This is a genomic window from Leucobacter insecticola, assembly GCF_011382965.1.
Lineage (GTDB): Bacteria > Actinomycetota > Actinomycetes > Actinomycetales > Microbacteriaceae > Leucobacter > Leucobacter insecticola.
This window is the reverse complement of record NZ_CP049934.1, coordinates 2,861,617-2,877,184: the sequence shown is the minus strand read 5'-3', so window position 1 is coordinate 2,877,184 and position 15,568 is coordinate 2,861,617. Positions and strand designations below refer to the sequence as shown.

The 15,568-nt window shown below is 64.4% G+C and carries 16 protein-coding genes and 1 pseudogene; 8 read left to right on the top strand and 9 right to left on the bottom strand.

Annotated features, from left to right (window positions below; translation table 11 throughout):
• Window positions 1–104 precede the first annotated feature (104 nt).
• The 4 genes from phoH2 to G7067_RS13850 all read left to right on the top strand — a co-directional run bounded on the left by phoH2 (window position 105) and on the right by G7067_RS13850 (window position 2,824).
• On the top strand, window positions 105–1,460 hold the full coding sequence (gene phoH2 / locus G7067_RS13490) for an RNA 5'-3' helicase PhoH2 (RefSeq protein WP_244301137.1): 1,356 nt from the start codon (window positions 105–107) through the stop codon (window positions 1,458–1,460).
• Between the two features lie 175 nt (window positions 1,461–1,635).
• Entirely contained in the window at window positions 1,636–1,878 is a 243-nt protein-coding gene (locus G7067_RS13860; RefSeq protein ID WP_205881154.1) for a hypothetical protein, read from the top strand.
• Between the two features lie 2 nt (window positions 1,879–1,880).
• A complete protein-coding gene (locus G7067_RS13855; RefSeq protein ID WP_205881153.1) occupies window positions 1,881–2,531 on the top strand; it encodes an acyl-CoA dehydrogenase family protein in 651 nt (216 codons plus the stop codon).
• 8 nt (window positions 2,532–2,539) lie between these two features.
• A complete protein-coding gene (locus G7067_RS13850) occupies window positions 2,540–2,824 on the top strand; it encodes an acyl-CoA dehydrogenase family protein (RefSeq protein ID WP_205881152.1) in 285 nt (94 codons plus the stop codon).
• Window position 2,825: 1 nt separating this feature from the next.
• Here G7067_RS13850 and G7067_RS13480 read toward each other — a convergent pair whose 3' ends face one another.
• The 5 genes from G7067_RS13480 to G7067_RS13460 form a co-directional block, all read right to left on the bottom strand.
• A complete protein-coding gene (locus tag G7067_RS13480) occupies window positions 2,826–3,308 on the bottom strand; it encodes a tetratricopeptide repeat protein (RefSeq protein WP_166325400.1) in 483 nt (160 codons plus the stop codon).
• 144 nt (window positions 3,309–3,452) lie between these two features.
• The gene (locus G7067_RS13475) at window positions 3,453–4,820 is read right to left on the bottom strand and encodes a class II fumarate hydratase (protein ID WP_425280716.1); all 1,368 of its coding nucleotides are present in this window, start codon (window positions 4,818–4,820) and stop codon (window positions 3,453–3,455) included.
• A 136-nt stretch (window positions 4,821–4,956) separates the two neighbouring features.
• Window positions 4,957–5,643 carry a carbonic anhydrase gene (locus tag G7067_RS13470; RefSeq protein ID WP_166325394.1) on the bottom strand — a complete coding sequence of 229 codons (687 nt, stop codon included), beginning with the start codon at window positions 5,641–5,643 and terminating at the stop codon, window positions 4,957–4,959.
• Window positions 5,640–6,335 carry a DUF4245 domain-containing protein gene (locus G7067_RS13465; protein ID WP_166325391.1) on the bottom strand — a complete coding sequence of 232 codons (696 nt, stop codon included), beginning with the start codon at window positions 6,333–6,335 and terminating at the stop codon, window positions 5,640–5,642. Before G7067_RS13465 ends, G7067_RS13470 begins: the two co-directional genes overlap by 4 nt.
• A gap of 2 nt (window positions 6,336–6,337) precedes the next feature.
• On the bottom strand, window positions 6,338–6,580 hold the full coding sequence (locus tag G7067_RS13460) for an exodeoxyribonuclease VII small subunit (protein ID WP_166325388.1): 243 nt from the start codon (window positions 6,578–6,580) through the stop codon (window positions 6,338–6,340).
• Between the two features lie 293 nt (window positions 6,581–6,873).
• Between G7067_RS13460 and G7067_RS14750 the strand changes: the two genes are divergently transcribed.
• From G7067_RS14750 to G7067_RS13440, 3 genes are all read left to right on the top strand, one after another.
• Window positions 6,874–8,556 (top strand): glycine-rich protein, encoded by a 1,683-nt coding sequence (locus tag G7067_RS14750; protein ID WP_166325385.1) that lies wholly within the window; start codon window positions 6,874–6,876, stop codon window positions 8,554–8,556.
• Between the two features lie 92 nt (window positions 8,557–8,648).
• Window positions 8,649–10,283, top strand: a complete 1,635-nt coding sequence (locus tag G7067_RS14530) for a DUF1542 domain-containing protein (RefSeq protein WP_244301136.1) — start codon at window positions 8,649–8,651, stop codon at window positions 10,281–10,283.
• The gene (locus G7067_RS13440) at window positions 10,247–10,849 is read left to right on the top strand and encodes a hypothetical protein (protein WP_244301135.1); all 603 of its coding nucleotides are present in this window, start codon (window positions 10,247–10,249) and stop codon (window positions 10,847–10,849) included. Before G7067_RS14530 ends, G7067_RS13440 begins: the two co-directional genes overlap by 37 nt.
• 103 nt (window positions 10,850–10,952) lie before the next feature.
• On the opposite strand, the gene xseA is transcribed toward G7067_RS13440, so the two are convergent.
• Entirely contained in the window at window positions 10,953–12,167 is a 1,215-nt protein-coding gene (gene xseA, locus G7067_RS13435) for an exodeoxyribonuclease VII large subunit (RefSeq protein ID WP_166325379.1), read from the bottom strand.
• 127 nt (window positions 12,168–12,294) lie between these two features.
• Between xseA and G7067_RS13430 the strand changes: the two are divergent.
• A pseudogene (locus G7067_RS13430) lies at window positions 12,295–13,325 on the top strand (4-hydroxy-3-methylbut-2-enyl diphosphate reductase).
• 27 nt (window positions 13,326–13,352) lie between these two features.
• Here G7067_RS13430 and G7067_RS13425 read toward each other — a convergent pair.
• From G7067_RS13425 to G7067_RS13415, 3 genes are read right to left on the bottom strand one after another with little or no spacing between them, the layout of a single operon-like run.
• Window positions 13,353–14,276 carry a sensor histidine kinase gene (locus G7067_RS13425; protein WP_166325376.1) on the bottom strand — a complete coding sequence of 308 codons (924 nt, stop codon included), beginning with the start codon at window positions 14,274–14,276 and terminating at the stop codon, window positions 13,353–13,355.
• On the bottom strand, window positions 14,273–14,989 hold the full coding sequence (locus tag G7067_RS13420; protein ID WP_205881151.1) for a response regulator transcription factor: 717 nt from the start codon (window positions 14,987–14,989) through the stop codon (window positions 14,273–14,275). Before G7067_RS13420 ends, G7067_RS13425 begins: the two co-directional genes overlap by 4 nt.
• Complete coding sequence (locus tag G7067_RS13415; RefSeq protein WP_166325373.1) at window positions 14,989–15,516, bottom strand: DUF3060 domain-containing protein; 528 nt, start codon at window positions 15,514–15,516, stop codon at window positions 14,989–14,991. The genes G7067_RS13420 and G7067_RS13415 overlap by 1 nt, the downstream gene beginning before the upstream one ends.
• Window positions 15,517–15,568: the final 52 nt, after the last annotated feature.

Genomic DNA, 15,568 nt, shown 5'->3' with positions numbered 1-15,568 from the left:
CGTCCGATGAGCGGGTGGCTCGCTACATGCACAACACCGCCATCCGCTGAAGCCGAGGAGGCTTCAGCTTCCAGTTGGAGCCTAGGACAGCCTAAGGAGCCATCGTGGCCAACACCCAGCACCTCACCAGCCGCCCGAGTGCCGGAGCGAAGACGACCTCACCCGCTGAGCAGGCGCAGCGGACCTATGTGCTTGATACTTCTGTGTTGCTGAGCGATCCGATGGCCCTGTTCCGGTTTGCGGAGCACTCGGTGATCCTCCCGGTTGTGGTGGTGATGGAGCTTGAGAAGAAACGCCACGATCCTGACCTCGGATACTTCGCGCGACGAGCGCTGCGGATCCTCGATGAGCTGCGTGAGAAGCATCTGCGCCTCGATTCCTCGGTGCCCGTGGGCGATGCCGGGGGAACGCTTCGGGTGGAGCTTAACCACACAAACGTCGACGCGCTTCCGAGTGGCATGCGACTCGGCGACAACGACACCCGGGTGCTCGCGGTCGCGCAGAACCTTGCTTCCGAGGGGCTTGAAGTCACGGTGGTGTCGAAGGATCTACCGATGCGTCTGAAGGCCGCGGCGCTGGGGCTCGGGTCCGAGGAATACCGTGCGGAACTCGCGCGGGACGATAGCTATTCCGGCACGAGCGCGCTCGAAGTCACCGAAGAGCAGATGCGGAAACTCTGGGAAGATGATCGGCTCGATGAGGTCGAAGGGCTTGCCGATCTCCCTCTGGGCACCGGGCTTATCTTGACCTCGCCCCGCGGCTCGGCGCTCGGTCGGGTCGACAGTGCGCGATCATTGACACTCGTGCGCGGCGACCGCGAGATTTTCGGGCTCACCGGGCGCAGCGCCGAGCAGCGGCTCGCGATCGATCTGCTGCTTGATCCTGAGGTCGGAATCGTGTCGCTCGGAGGCAGCGCAGGTACGGGTAAGTCGGCGCTCGCGCTCGCAGCCGGTCTTGAAGCGGTGCTTGAACGCAGACAGCACCGGAAAGTCATGATCTTTCGGCCGCTGTATGCCGTGGGAGGCCAAGAGCTCGGGTACCTTCCCGGCGATCACCAGGAGAAGATGAACCCGTGGGCGCAGGCCGTGTTCGATACCCTCGGCTCGATCGTCTCGGAAAATGTGCTTGATGAGGTGATCTCGCGGGATCTCATTGAGGTACTGCCGCTCACCCACATTCGCGGGCGATCACTGCACGACGCGTTCGTGATTGTTGATGAGGCGCAGTCGCTGGAGCGGGGTGTGCTGCTCACGATGCTCAGCAGGATCGGCCAGAACTCTCGGGTGATCCTGACCCATGATGTGGCGCAGCGCGACAACTTGCGGGTGGGGCGTTACGACGGGATCGCCGCGGTAATTGAAAAGCTGAAGGGTCACAGGCTCTTCGGTCACGTCACGCTCACCCGCTCTGAGCGGAGCGAAATCGCGGCGCTCGTCACGGAGCTGCTCGACACCCCGTAGCTGCGGCGCTCCCGCTCCCTGATCCCGCGCCCCATCGACCGACGAGTGTCCCCCAACCCGACGAGTGTCCGTAATCGCGACGCACAATGACGAACGAGTATGGGGGACGCTCGTCAGTATCACGGACGCTCGTCAGCCTCTGGCCGGTCAACGGGGGTAGGCGTAGGGTGGGGGGATGACCGATCCCACTCCTGAAGCGATCCTGCCCGCCGCGATGCTTGAGCGCTTCCGCGAGCGCGCCGTCGGCTACGACGCCGACAACCGATTCTTCAGCGAGGACCTTGCCGAGCTGCGCGAGAGCGGATACCTTGCGGTGGTGGTGCCGGGCGAGATAGGCGGAGCCGGGATCTCGCTCGACACGCTCGTGCGCTGCCAACGGCGACTCGCCTCTTACGCCCCGCGACCGCGCTCGGCGTGAACATGCACCTCGTGTGGGTGCAGGTGGCGCGCTTCCTGCACGAGCGCGGGATCGGCACGCTCAACTGGGTGCTGCGCGACGCGGTGGCCGGGGAGGTGTTTGCGTTCGGGATCTCCGAGGCTGGCAACGACGCGGTCCTGATGGACGCGCACTCGCGAGCCGAGCCGCAGCCGGACGGCGGCTATCTGGTCTCTGGCACCAAAGTGTTTACGACTCTCTCGCCCGTGTGGACCCGGCTGGGAGTGCACGCGCGCTGTGAGCTGCCGGGCGAAGAACTCCAGTTGGTGTTTGGGTTTGTGCGTCGCGAGGCCGCCGGGGTGCGGCAGCAGGATCAGGGTTCGCTCGGGCTTCCGAGCGGGCGGATCGAGCACCCCGGAACCTGGAACCCGCTCGGGATGCGGGCTACGCAGAGCTGGAACACCACGCTTGAAAAGGTTCCGCTCCTGCCCGAAGATGTTGCCGCGCGGATCGCCCCGTTCGACGGCAGCGACCCGCTCGTGCTCGCCATCTTTTCCTCGTTCTCGCTGCTGACCGCGTCCGTGTATGCGGGGATCGCCGATCGCGCGCTCGAGCTTGCGCGGGGGCGGCGAACCGGCCGGGACTGGACGGCGAGGGAATCCGGCTCGATGATCCCGAGCTCGCTTCGCGGCTGACAACGGCCGTGCTGGATCATCGCCGTTCGGTCGATACGCTGACGCTGCTCGCGCGCGACGTTGATGGGCTTCGTGAGCGTGACGATTGGTTCTTGGCGCTCGCCGCGGCCCGCAACCAGGTCTGTGACGAAGCGCGGCAGGCCGTGGATGTCGCGATGCGTTTTGCAGGGTCCCGGGGCTTCCAAGCCGACTCGGAACTTGCCCGCCTGTACCGCGACGTGCTCGCCGGGATGTTCCATCCCTCCTCAGCCTCCGCTCTCGCGAAGACGGTGCGCGCCTCGCTCACCGACTGAGTCAGTTGGCGGCTCCTGCGCGCAACTCCTCGACGTAGCCGCGGAGAGAACGCTCGTAGCTCGGCAGGTACGGGATGAGCGCGTCGAGCGCCACAGCGAGGGCCTCCTCCGGCTGGCCCGCCGAGTGTAGCGCGAGCGCGAGAAATGCGTCGGGTGACGCACCGAGGTCGGGGTCTCTGCGGCTGGTTCGCAGGATCTCAATCGCTTCCTCGGCCCGATCCAGATTGCGCAGCGTCGACGCATACTGAATGTCGAGCGCGGCGCGAGCCCGTCCGCTCACACCGAGCTCGATCGCGCGGGCGTACTGCTCTGCAGCGGCCGCCTCCTGGCCCGCGGAATCGTAGGCCCCGCCGAGTTCGAACGGGCCGCGCGGATCATCCGCTGGCAGCGCCGCCACCAGCTCCGTGATCCGCGCGACCACCTCCTCCGCGGATGCCGCGGGGTCGTTCCACACTGCGTCGACGCGCGCCTGCCACCCGTCCATCAGTGCCTTTCCTCGCGCCCGCGTGCATGTGTCACGGATACGAATAGAAGTTCGGTTGAGCGAGCGGAGCTGGTCGCGCTCGACCCACCGCCGCCGCTTGAGCGAGTGCAACGCCTCACTCAAGCGCCGGTAGCGGGACGGGTGTTACTTCGCGACGCCCGGGTGGGTCATCGAGAGCAGGTCGAGGGCCTTGTCGAGCTCTGCCTCTGAGACCTCGCCGCGCTCAACGTAGCCGAGGTCGATGACGGCCTCGCGCACGGTGATGCCCTTCGCGACCGAGTGCTTCGCGATCTTTGCAGCTGCCTCGTAGCCGATGAGGCGGTTGAGCGGGGTCACGGTCGACGGGCTCATGCCCGCGAGCGCTGCTGCGCGGTCGAGGTTTGCCTCGAGGCCCGCAACGGTCTTGTCGGCGAGCACGCGCGATGCGTTCGACATCAGACGGATCGACTCGAGCAGCGCGGTGCCCATGACGGGGATCTGCACATTGAGTTCGAAGGATCCCGAAGCGCCGCCCCAGGCGATCGTCGCGTCGTTACCAATGACCCGCGCGCACACCATCAGCACGGCCTCGGGAACGACGGGGTTTACCTTGCCGGGCATGATGGAGGAGCCGGGCTGCAGATCGGGAATGTGCAGCTCGCCGAGACCGGTGTTCGGGCCCGAAGCCATCCAGCGCAGATCGTTGTTGATCTTGGTGAGCGACACGGCGATGGTGCGCAGCGCGCCCGAGGCCTCGACAAGGCCGTCACGGTTTGCCTGCGCCTCGAAGTGGTCCCGTGCCTCGGTGATCGGCAGTCCGCTTGATGCGGCGATCTCGGCAATGACCTTCTCGGGGAAGCCGAGCGGGGTATTGATGCCGGTGCCAACCGCGGTGCCGCCCTGGGGGACCTCGGCGACACGGGGGAGCGCAGCCTGTACCCGCTCGATGCCGTAGCGGATCTGCGCAGCGAAGCCACCGAACTCCTGGCCGAGGGTGACCGGGGTTGCGTCCATCAGGTGTGTGCGGCCGGGCTTGACGGCGGTCTTCCACAGCTCGGCTTTCGCTTCGAACGCCTCGGCGAGGTGCGAGAGCGCCGGTACGAGCTGCTCGACGAGCGCCCCCGTCACGGCGATGTGCACCGAAGTCGGGAACACGTCATTGGACGACTGGGACGCGTTGACGTGGTCGTTCGGATGAACCGGAGCCCCGAGGTGCTTCGTCGCGAGGGTCGCGAGCACCTCGTTCATGTTCATGTTCGACGAGGTGCCGGATCCGGTCTGGTAGGTGTCGACCGGGAACTGGTCGTGGTGCGAGCCGCCGATGATCTCGTCCGCTGCCGCGACAATTGCCTTGCTGATGGCCGCATCGAGGATCCCGAGCTCAGCGTTTGCGATTGCTGCCGCGCGCTTGATGCGGGCGAGAGCGACGATCTGGGCTGGCTCAAGGCCGGAACCTGAGATGGGGAAGTTCTCGACAGCGCGCTGAGTCTGAGCGGCGTAGAGCGCGTTCTTGGGAACGCGGACCTCACCCATCGTGTCGTGCTCGATGCGGTATTCGATCTCTTCAGTCACAATCATCCTTTGATTCGGTGGTGGATCCTGCGACTACGCGCAGGATGACGGGGGAGGTTGGGGTTTGGATCCTGCGATTGTCGCAGGATGACGGGGGCTACAAGTCGGTCATGGTGAGGTTGTCGGTTGCGATATCGAGGGGACCGACGGCGCTGATGGGTACTGCGCGACCCTCGGCAAGTTTGTACTGGCACCCCACGATCCCGAGCCTGCCGGCAGCCACCGCATCGCTGATGATGCGGGAACTACGCAGCAGTGCGTTTACGGTGCCTCCAAGATGCACGCGTCCGACGGCATCGGCATCGATGAGATCGCGGTCAACGTAGGGAGTGTTGCGGTTCTCGCGCAACCAGAGATCTTGCACCGCTGGCAAGATGGGTTGCAGCGTGTTCTCTACGGCGACGGGCACGGGATCCGGATCCTGAGCCATCAGATCGATCGATGCGCTGACCGCACCGCAGGAATCGTGTGCGAGCACCACGATGATTGCAACGCCCAGGTTCGCTACCGCGTATTCCATCGAAGCGGTAATCGACTCCGCCACCACATGCCCCATGTTGCGCGCGACGAACAGGTCTCCGAGACCCGCATCAAAGATGATCTCGGCGGCGAGCCGGGAGTCGGAACACCCGAAAAGTGCGGCGTCGGGCTTTTGTACTCCCGCGAGCTGATTGCGGCGCTCGACATCTTGTCGCGGATGCTGAGGGCCGCCCGCGATGAAGCGGTCATTGCCTGCGGAGAGCGCGTCCCAGGCTTCTTGCGGGGTCACCCGGGGTGCGTTCACGAGGCCTCCTTGAGAGTGTTGCTGTTGCTCGTACCCGTGGCGGATTCTAACGAATCAACGACCTGGGTCGCGAGAACCCGGAGTGTGCCGGGGGTGTCGGTGCCATAAACAAGGAGAGTGTTGTCGCCCACGAGTCCCTGCAGTCCAAAGCGGAGATTTGCCTTGTCTGGCTTACGATCCTGGTGGTCGTAGACGATCCAAGTGGTGCCGCCGAGCTGTTCCGTACCGGTCGGGGATTGCTGTTCGAGCCTTTTGGAAACCCAGGCCTCGTCAATTGACGATCCGTCGGGGGAGAAAGCCTGCACGACGGAAGCGAAGGCCTCATCCGCTGTCGTGTAATTGATCTGCCAGTAAACGATGCCGTCCGACTCGCGCAACACCGCCTGCTTCGCCTTCCAGCCCTCGGGCACCTCGGGCGCGACGAGCGGGCGTCCGGCTCCCGGAGAAGACTCGGCAGCGATCTTGGAGACGTCGAGCGCTTGCTCCTCAAACCCGCCAACTCCGCGCGGCACCGCGAGGAAGATGACGAGTACGACGCCGAGGGTGACAATGAGTGAGAAAATGAGGTTATTGACGGTCTTGCGCTGTCGGTAATTGCGACTGTCTGTAGCCTTTCGCGCGGCTGTTTCAGCCTTGGTCTCGGGTCGACCGAGCTCAGCGACGATGGCTGGCGGTTTCGGTTTCTTGGCCATTGTTAGTCTGTGGCCTCGCCGGTGGTCTGTGATGACGTGCCTTGGCGGGCCGCTTCGAGCCGCTGGCGGGCACCGAGGAGCCACTCTTCGCATCGCGCGGCGAGTGCTTCGCCCCGCTCCCATAACTGCAGCGAATCTTCGAGCGTGGTTCCGCCCTGCTCAAGGCGAGTAACGACCTGTACAAGCTCGTCACGCGCCTGCTCATAGCTGAGCCCGCTGGGGTCTTGGAATACAGGTTCTGACATAGCGATCAGTCTACCCGGCGAGCATGAAACGTATGATTCGGTTGGGGCGACTGGGCTTCGCGGAAGCTGCCTGTCAGATTTTTTCGAGCACTTTTGTGACCTCCGTGGTATATTTGCACCGGTTGGGGACCGATTATCTGTTCGGATATCGATGAAAGTTTCGTAATTGACACCTTGGGGAAGGTGTCTTTTGTCGTGCCTTTTTACGAGATTCGGGGCTGCCTCGTGCTGCGATCAGGACGAGGCTGAGTCGGTTCTCTTCATGTTGGTTACAGATCTGGGGAGACTCACCAATGTCATCAGTTGTGCCGTTTTTTGGCGAACGTTCAACGTTGCAGGCAAAGCTGCGATCGCGCAAAGGAATTGCGATCGCAGCGACGCTCGCCCTAGCGCTGTCTGGGGTAATTAGTGCTGCGCTGCTGCCGAGCGGCACCGCGCATGCTCTGGCCACCGTACCGAGCGGATGCACGACGGCGCTGTCTGGGGGTAAGCCAGTAGTGCGCTGCGTGTATGACTACACCGACAGCACCATCGCTTCAACGCGCAACTACGACGTGACCGTTCCCGAAGGCGTCACCTCAATGACTGCGTATCTCTGGGGCGCCGGCGGTGGCGGCGTCGGCAACGGCTACTGGAGCGGCCAGGCCGGTGGCGGCGCGGGTGGCTTCGTGCAGGGCAACATCGATACGACCGGGATCTCGACGCTCAAGCTTATTGTCGGTGAGGGGGGTCACGCGGGTCCCGAGGGCAGGGAATTTGTCTGGGGGCTCGGTGGCGCCGGTGGTCACTCACCCGGGGCCAAGGTCTATTCGACGGGTTCCTCCGGGGGTGGCATGTCTGCTATCTTCAGCGGTTCGACCGAGCTCAACACGTCCTCGGCCCTCATGATTGCCGGTGGCGGTGGTGGTGCGAGCCCGGGCGCCGATACCCCCGGTAGTCCGCAGGTCCTTCCCGGGAACGGTGGAGGTCTTTCAGGGACGGAGGACCTCCACCCTGCCCTGAGCGGACGCGCTGGTACGCAGACAGAGGGCGGCGCAGCGGCAACGCAGACTGTTGATTGCATCGTGCCTGAGCGTCCCCATGGCACGCAGTTTTACGGTGGCGACGGTATGGCAGCGCCGAAAAGCACATACGAAGCGCCTGAAGGTGGCGGTGGCGGCGGTGGCGGCTGGTTCGGCGGCGGTGGCGGCAGGTGCCAGGGAAGCTCCAACGCTAACGCCGGCGGTACGAAGAGCAACGGTGGCGGCGGTGGCGGTTCGAGCTACGTGAAGCCGGGCGTGGTGACGTCTCCCGCGTTTGAGAGCGGCGTGAACTCGGCGTACAAGGCAAATGGTATTCCGTTCATGGAGGGCGTCCCCTACCAGCCGGGGACCGCAATGGGTGGAGCGGTGACCGCCTCGACCTCCGCTTCGGGCGGCAACGGCGCGATCGTTCTCGAATGGGAACAGAGCATTCAGTACTCGCTTACGGCATCGGCCACGGAAGCGCTCCACGGGGACACGCTCACCTACACCGTCAAGGTGGAGAACCCTTCAGGGTTCGACTTCGCTGGTAACTCGCTCGCGGGCCTGACGGTGGATGCAGCGGAACTGCTCACCGGGGCGGACGTCGCCCTCGACAGTTTCACGTCGACCCGGAATGGTTGGAAGATGACCCGGTCAGGATCGAAGCTGAACCTTTCGGGACCCCTGCTGTCGGGTGAATCTGCAGAGTTCACCTTCACCGCAACGGTGAAGGACGTGAAGGACACATCGAACTGGACACTTGTGGCGAGTGTCGCTGGTGCTGCAGGAATGCCGAACGCGACGTGCATTCTCGACGAGGAGTGCACGGTTACAGTGAAAACGCCCCGTGAATTGGTTCTCGCCTTTGCTTCGCCCGAGGTTGAACGCGGCGAGGAGAGCGCCTACACCGGCACCCTCTACTGGGGAACGGCACGGATGAGCCGCGCAACGTCACAGACAGCATCGACGTAGAACCGGCGTCACTGTCGGCGGCGAAAGGCAACATCACCCCGACGACGAACGGTGTCTTCTCGGCGACCGCAAGCTGGACCTCCAAGGGCAAGGTGTACACCTCAGCGCCGGTGAAGCTGACGGTCGTCAAAAGCGTCAACGATGCGAAGGATCAGGCGACGTCGGATCTTGATGATGCGGCGGCTGCGGCGAAGGACGAGATTGATCTGTTGCCGAATCTGAGCGCCGAGGAGAAGACTGCGGCGAAGGACGCGATCGACAAAGCGACGACCGCAGCGAAGGACGCGGTTGCTAGTGCCTCGACCGTGGCTGATGCGGCTGCCGCGTCAACTGCTGGAAAGGCGTCTGTTGCTGAGGTGGTAACCGATGCGACGCTTGCGGATGCGAAGGTCGCTGCGGTGAAGGAGCTGGACGAGAAGGCGGCTTCGGTGAAAGACGCGATCGACGCGCTGCAGAATGTGTCTGATGCGGCGAAGGAGACGGCGAAGGCCGCGGTGGATCAGGCCTTGGCTCACGCGAAGACCGCAGTGAATGGTCTGAACGACGCCGCCAATATTGATGCGGCTGTCACCGAGGGCGCAGACGCGATGGACGACGCCTTGAGCGGCGTGCAGGCCGACGGCGACGCGAATCTGGTGACGGCGAAGGGCAAGGCGACGTCGGATCTTGAGGGTGCGGCGGCTGCGGCGAAGGACACGATTGATCTGTTGCCGAATCTGAGCGACGCAGAGAAGACCGCGGCGAAGACCGCGATTGATAAGGCTGCCGCTGACGCGAAGACCGCGGTTGAGGCTGCGGGAACGGTTGCGGAGGCGTCGGCGGCCGGTGCGGCCGGTGAATCGGCGATCCAGACGGCACTTGCAGATGCCAAGCTTGCGGATGCGAAGCTCGCTGCGGTGAAGGAGCTGGACGAGAAGGCGGCTTCGGTGAAAGACGCGATCGACGCGCTGCAGAACGTGTCTGATGCGGAAAAGGAGACGGCGAAGGCCGCGGTGGATCAGGCCTTGGCTGACGCGAAGACCGCGGTGAGTGGTGCTGCTGATGCTGCTGCTGTTGCGTCGGCGGTGACCGGTGGGAAGCAGGAGATGGATGACGTCTACACCCCTCTTGCTGGTCAGGATCAGGGCAACGTCGATCTCGCGAAGGACAAGGCGACGTCGGATCTTGATGATGCGGCTGAGAAGGCGAAGAAAGCGATTGATCTGCTGCCGAACCTGAGCGCCGAGGAGAAGACCGCGGCGAAGACCGCGATCGACACAGCGACGAACGCTGCGAAGAACGCGGTTGCTGGTGCCTCGACCGCGGCCGGTGCGGCCGCTGCCGCAGCTGCTGGCCAGTCGACGGTCGCCGAGGTGGTTGCCGATGCGACGCTGCTGGATGCGAAGCACGCGGCGGTGAAGGAACTCGACGCGAAGGCCGCCTCGGTGAAGGACGCGATCGACGCCTTACAGAACGTGTCTGCTGCGGAGAAGGAAACCGCGAAGGCTGCGGTGGATCAGGTCTTGGCTGACGCGAAGACCGCGATGAATGGTGATGCTGATGCTGTCATTGATGCTGCTGCTGTTGCGTCGGCGGTGACTGAGGGAAGCAGGAGATGGATGGCGTCTACTCTGATCTCGCCGCTCAGGATCAGGGCAACGTCGATCTCGCGAAGGACAAAGCGACGTCGGATCTTGACAAGGCGGCCGCTGTGGCGAAGGATGCGATTGATGCGCTGCAGAACCTAAGCGCGGAGGAAAAAGCCGCAGCGAAGACCGCGATTGATCAGGCGACGACCGCTGCAAAGGACGCGGTTTCTGGTGCCTCGACGGCGGCGGATGCGGCCGCCGCGTCAGCTGCTGGCCAGTCGACGGTCGCCGAGGTGGTGACCGATGCGACGCTTAGGGATGCGAAGCTGGCGGCGGTGAAGGAGCTTGACGCAAAGGCGGCTTCGGTCAAGAAAGCGATTGATGCGCTCACAACCGTGTCAGAAGCGGACAAAGCCGCGGCGAAGGCCGCGGTGGACCGGGTGCTTGCCGCGGCGAAGGAGGCAGTCAATGCCGCACCCGCTGCTGCCGATGCGAACGCCGCGTCCAAGGCCGGAAAGCTCGCGATGGATGACGTGCTCATCAAGCTCACCTCATCATCAGAAGGTTCGTCGACTTCCGCGGTGAAGCCAGCGAGCCCCGAACAGCCGAACAACGGGCTCGCCTCTACCGGTGGTGAGATCCAGGCCGCACTGGTGCTCGGAATGCTGGTGCTGTGTGTCGGAGCGTTGGTGCTGAGCACCAGGCTGCGCGCCTCGCGCCGTTAGGTACTGCTCGGCGACTCAGCCCCCGTTCTGCTCGAAGACATCTTTTCGATCAGCACGGGGGCTGTTCGTTTGCTCGGGGGCACCGGCAGAAACCCACTCGCCCCTATTCGGCGGTGCGCGCGCTCAATCGTCCGCCACTCAATGTCACGCGAATCGCGGTTCCTGGCGGTGCCTGTTCGGGATCGAGCAGGATCGCGCCGTCGCTGAGCTGCGCAATCGCGTACCCCCTGTTGAGGGTCGCTCGAGGGGACAATGCCGTGAGCCGTGCGCGAAGCTCCGTGAGCGATTGGCTGCGATCCTCGACCGCCCGGTCGGCAAGTTCGGTGCCGCGCGCGATCCACCGCACGAGGTCCTCTGCACGCTCGTCCACGAGACGTTGCGGGTGCGCCAGTACGGGGCGTCCGCGCAGCTGCGCGATGCGATCCATCTCGTGTTGCAGAAGCTGCGACACACGCGAAGTGAGACGGGAGCGGGCCTGATCCAAGCCCGCAAGCTCCTCGCCAACATCGGGTACCACCCGCTTGGCGGCATCGGTGGGAGTCGACGCCCGAAGGTCAGCCACCTCATCAAGTAGCGGGCGATCCGCCTCGTGCCCGATCGCGCTGACAATCGGCGTGGTTGCGGCGGCCGCCGCACGGACTACACCCTCGTCGCTAAAGGGCAGCAGGTTTTGGAAGTCGCCGCCGCCGCGGGCGACGATAATGACATCGACCTCCGGATCCTGATCCAGCAGCTTGATGCCGGCAACCACCTCGGTGGCCGCGCGATCGCCCTGCACCGCGGCGTAGTGCAGTTTGAAAACGACCCCGGGCCACCGCAGCGTCGCGTTGCGGATCACGTCCTTTTCTGCGTCGGAGTCTTTTCCGGTCACGAGCCCGATGCACCGCGGCAGAAACGGCAGCGCGCGCTTGCGGGAAGCGTCAAAAAGCCCCTCCTGCTGCAACTGGCGTCGAAGCCGCTCCAGACGCTCCAGCAATTCCCCGAGGCCCACGTGTGCGAGGTCGAACACCTGCACCGTCAGCGAGCCGCCTTTCACCCAGTAGTTCGGCTTGACAAGTGCAATGACACGATCCCCCTGCGCAAAATCGCTGGAGAGCTTCTGCACCACGGAGCGCCACACGGTGAAGCTCACAGTCGCGTCCTGTTCCAGATCCTTGAGCTTGCCGTAGACGTGGCCGCCGCGCAGCTGCCACTGCGTCACCTCGCCCTCGATCCACACCGTACCGAGGCGGTCGATCCACGCCGCGATTTTCTCGCTCATGGTGGCGACCGGCCACGGAGCTTCGCGGGTTGCGGGGGCGTTCGAGGATTCTGCCATGCTTCGACCCTACGCGATTCTCTGCGCCAAGCTCTCAGAGGGTGAGGCCTACAATGGACGGATGGGTGAAACGCAGCTCGATGGGCAGGATCAGCGCACGATTGGTGCACCGGTGGTGAGCCTCGCGATGCCTCGCTTGCGCCGCGAAGCTGGGCGACTGAAGGATCTCCCGGTCGACGGCGTGAAACGAGTGCTGCTGGCGGCCCCTCGCGGGTACTGTGCCGGAGTTGACCGTGCCGTCGTCGCGGTCGAGAAGGCCCTCGAACGCTACGGTGCCCCGTCTATGTGCGCAAGCAGATCGTGCACAACGTGCACGTGGTGAGCACCCTCGAAGACATGGGGGCGATCTTTGTGGAGGAAGTCGACGAGGTGCCCGCGGGCGCGAACGTCGTGTTCTCGGCACACGGGGTGTCACCGGCAGTCGTTGCCGCAGCCGAGGACCGCCACCTACACGCGATCGATGCCACCTGCCCGCTGGTGACCAAGGTGCACCGCGAGGCCGTGCGGTTCGCGAAACAAGACATGGAGATCCTGCTCATCGGACACGAGGGCCACGAAGAGGTCGAAGGCACCGCAGGCGAAGCCCCGGAACACATTACGATCGTGAATTCGCCCGATGATGTCGATGCGCTGGTGGTGCAGGATCCAGACAAACTCGTGTGGTTGTCGCAGACCACGCTCTCGGTCGATGAGACGATGGAGACGGTGCGGCGTCTGCGCGAACGCTTCCCCAACCTCCAGGATCCGCCGAGTGATGACATCTGCTACGCCACCCAGAACCGTCAGGTCGCGATCAAAAAGATCGCACCGCAGGCGGATGTGGTCATCGTCGTCGGATCCTCGAATTCTTCGAACTCGGTGCGACTCAAAGAGGTCGCGCTGGAGTATGGGGCAAAGGCTGCGTACCGTGTCGATTTCGCGAGTGAAGTGAAACAGGAATGGCTTGACGGGGTGTGCACGGTGGGGGTAACGAGCGGGGCATCGGTGCCCGAAGTTCTCGTGCAGGAACTGCTCGATGACCTTGCGGACGCCGGGTATTCCGATGTGCGGGCGACAGTCACCGCCGAAGAAGACCTGGTGTTTTCCTTGCCCAAAGAGCTTCGTAAGAATGCGAGCGGTAAACCCGACGAGCGTGCGCTCGGCGGGCGAGTTCGCTAGCGCGTCAAGCCCGATCTTCCCGCGGTGCTACAGCGCGGGAAGATAGACCCGCACGCTCGTGCCGGTTCCCGGAATTGAGCGCACCGAGACCTCCCCGCCGTGCCGCCGAGCGACCAGGCGCACGAGCGAAAGCCCGAGACCTGTTCCCTCAACCCGGCGAGCCTCACTTCCTCGCCACAGTTCGTCCCAGACGTGCTCGAGCTCTTCTGAGGTGATTCCCCAACCGGTGTCGGCAATCTCCAAGACGACATGGCCGGCATCTTCCGTGCCGCGGATCTCGATCCGGGATCCGGGGTCTGAATACTTGGCCGCGTTGACCAAGAGATTGCGCACGGCGACGGCGATGAGGTCGGCGTCGCCAGCCACCCGGGGGAGAGGCCAGGGCGCCGAAGGGAGGTGAAGATCGATCTCGCGAGACTCACCCAGCGCCTGCTGCTCCTCGATGAAGGCCGCCACTTCGTCGGCGACGACCGCGGCGGTGTCAACGGGGCCTCGCTCCAGCTCCGCGGTCTCCAGAGCAGACAGTGAACGAAGCTCGCCGATGAGTGCCGCGAGACGGTCAGCCTGTCCCGCGGCGACGCGGAGCCCGGGGGACTCGTCGACGCTCGCCTCGAGGGCGGCACGAATCGCGGTCACCGGATTCTTCAGTTCGTGATCAAGTCTGGCGATGAACCGCCGGTGCGCCTCGCTCTCGACCGCGGCGCCCGCCGCGTATCCAATCGCGTGGCGTGAGGTGAGAACGCGCCGAATGGCAAGGGTTCCGCCGATAAGCAGAGACAGGCCTGCCCCGAGGACGAGGAGCAGCGTCGTCAGCGGTGTGGTCGTGTGGATCACCCAATTGGTGTGAGTCAGAGCCACCGCCAGCGCTGCCACGGCAGCGAGCAGCAGCGGTGCCAGGATGACCGTGAGCCAGAGAACTCGCGGCCGCCAAGTCGCGCGATCCCGGCTCATGCGTTCACCACTCGGCCGCAGAATCGGTATCCAGCCCGCTGCACCGTTTCGATCCACTGCGGTTGTTGCGCTTCGTCGCCGAGGGCCCGTCGCAACTCGGCAACACGGTGATCGACGGCGCGGGTGGTGACGGCGAACTCAAAGCCCCACAGGGTCGCGAGCAGATGCTCGCGTGTGTGTACTTCTCCGGGGTGCGCCATGAGATAGTCGAGCAGTGCGATGGCTTTGGGGGTGAGTTCCGCGTTGCGGCCGTCGACGCGGACCCTGCGCGCGGCGCGGTCAAGCTCGAGCGAGCCGCTCTGCAGCACCGCTGACGCCGAGAGCGGACGACCGCCCTGCGAGCGGCGAAGCACCGCTCGAATGCGTGACACCAGTTCTGAAGGCAGGAAGGGCTTACCGAGGTAGTCATCGGCCCCCTCATCGAGGGCGGCGGCGCGCTCGGCAGCCTCGTCAACTTTGGTGAGCAGAATCACCGGTGTCCACACCTCATCTTGACGCAGGCGGCGCACCAGCTCGCGGCCGTCAACCCGGGGCATCAGCACGTCTGAAACGACGATGTCGGGGTGCAAGGCTGCGTGGCTGCGGAGCGCCGCACCGCCGTCTTCTGCGAAGATCACCTCGAACCCGGCCCGTTCGAGATACGGGCCGAGCGTCGAGAGAATGGCCTCCTCATCATCGACGAGGAGCACTCGCGTGCGAGGGGTGGTGTTCACTATTCGGGCTGGATCACGTTTCCGGTGCCGCTGTCAGAGATGGTGGGTGATCCATTCGTCCAGCTGACCACGTTGCCAATGCCCGAGGCGGTGACGGCGCCGAGCTTCTTGGTGATCACGACCGCACCGGTGCCGCTCACGGTGAGGGAATCGACGTCGTCAGCGAGCACGACTGAACCGTCGCCCGACACGGTCACGCTTGCGCAGGATCCCTGAATCTGCACCACCTCTCCGGAGCTGCCAATGCTGACGCTGCCACTTGCGCAGTCTTCGGTGCGGGTGACCGCATCGAGGTAGTCTGCCCGCAGCCCGCTTGCGGATGTATCAGAGTCGGAGCTATTGGAGTCCGAATTCTCGTCGACGGTCTCCTTCTGGGTGTTGCTGGACGGTGAGTCAGACGTCGCAGGCTTAGGGGCGGGGGTTTCAGGCTTCGCGTCGACCGAGCAGCCGACGAGGCTCACAGCGGCGGTCAGAGTTGCAAGCGCGATTAGGGCTCGGAGCGGGGTGGAAGCAGCCGAAACGGGCATGATGATCCTCTTTCGTTTGTGGTGTGCGCACCAGAACGAAACTGATGCGAAT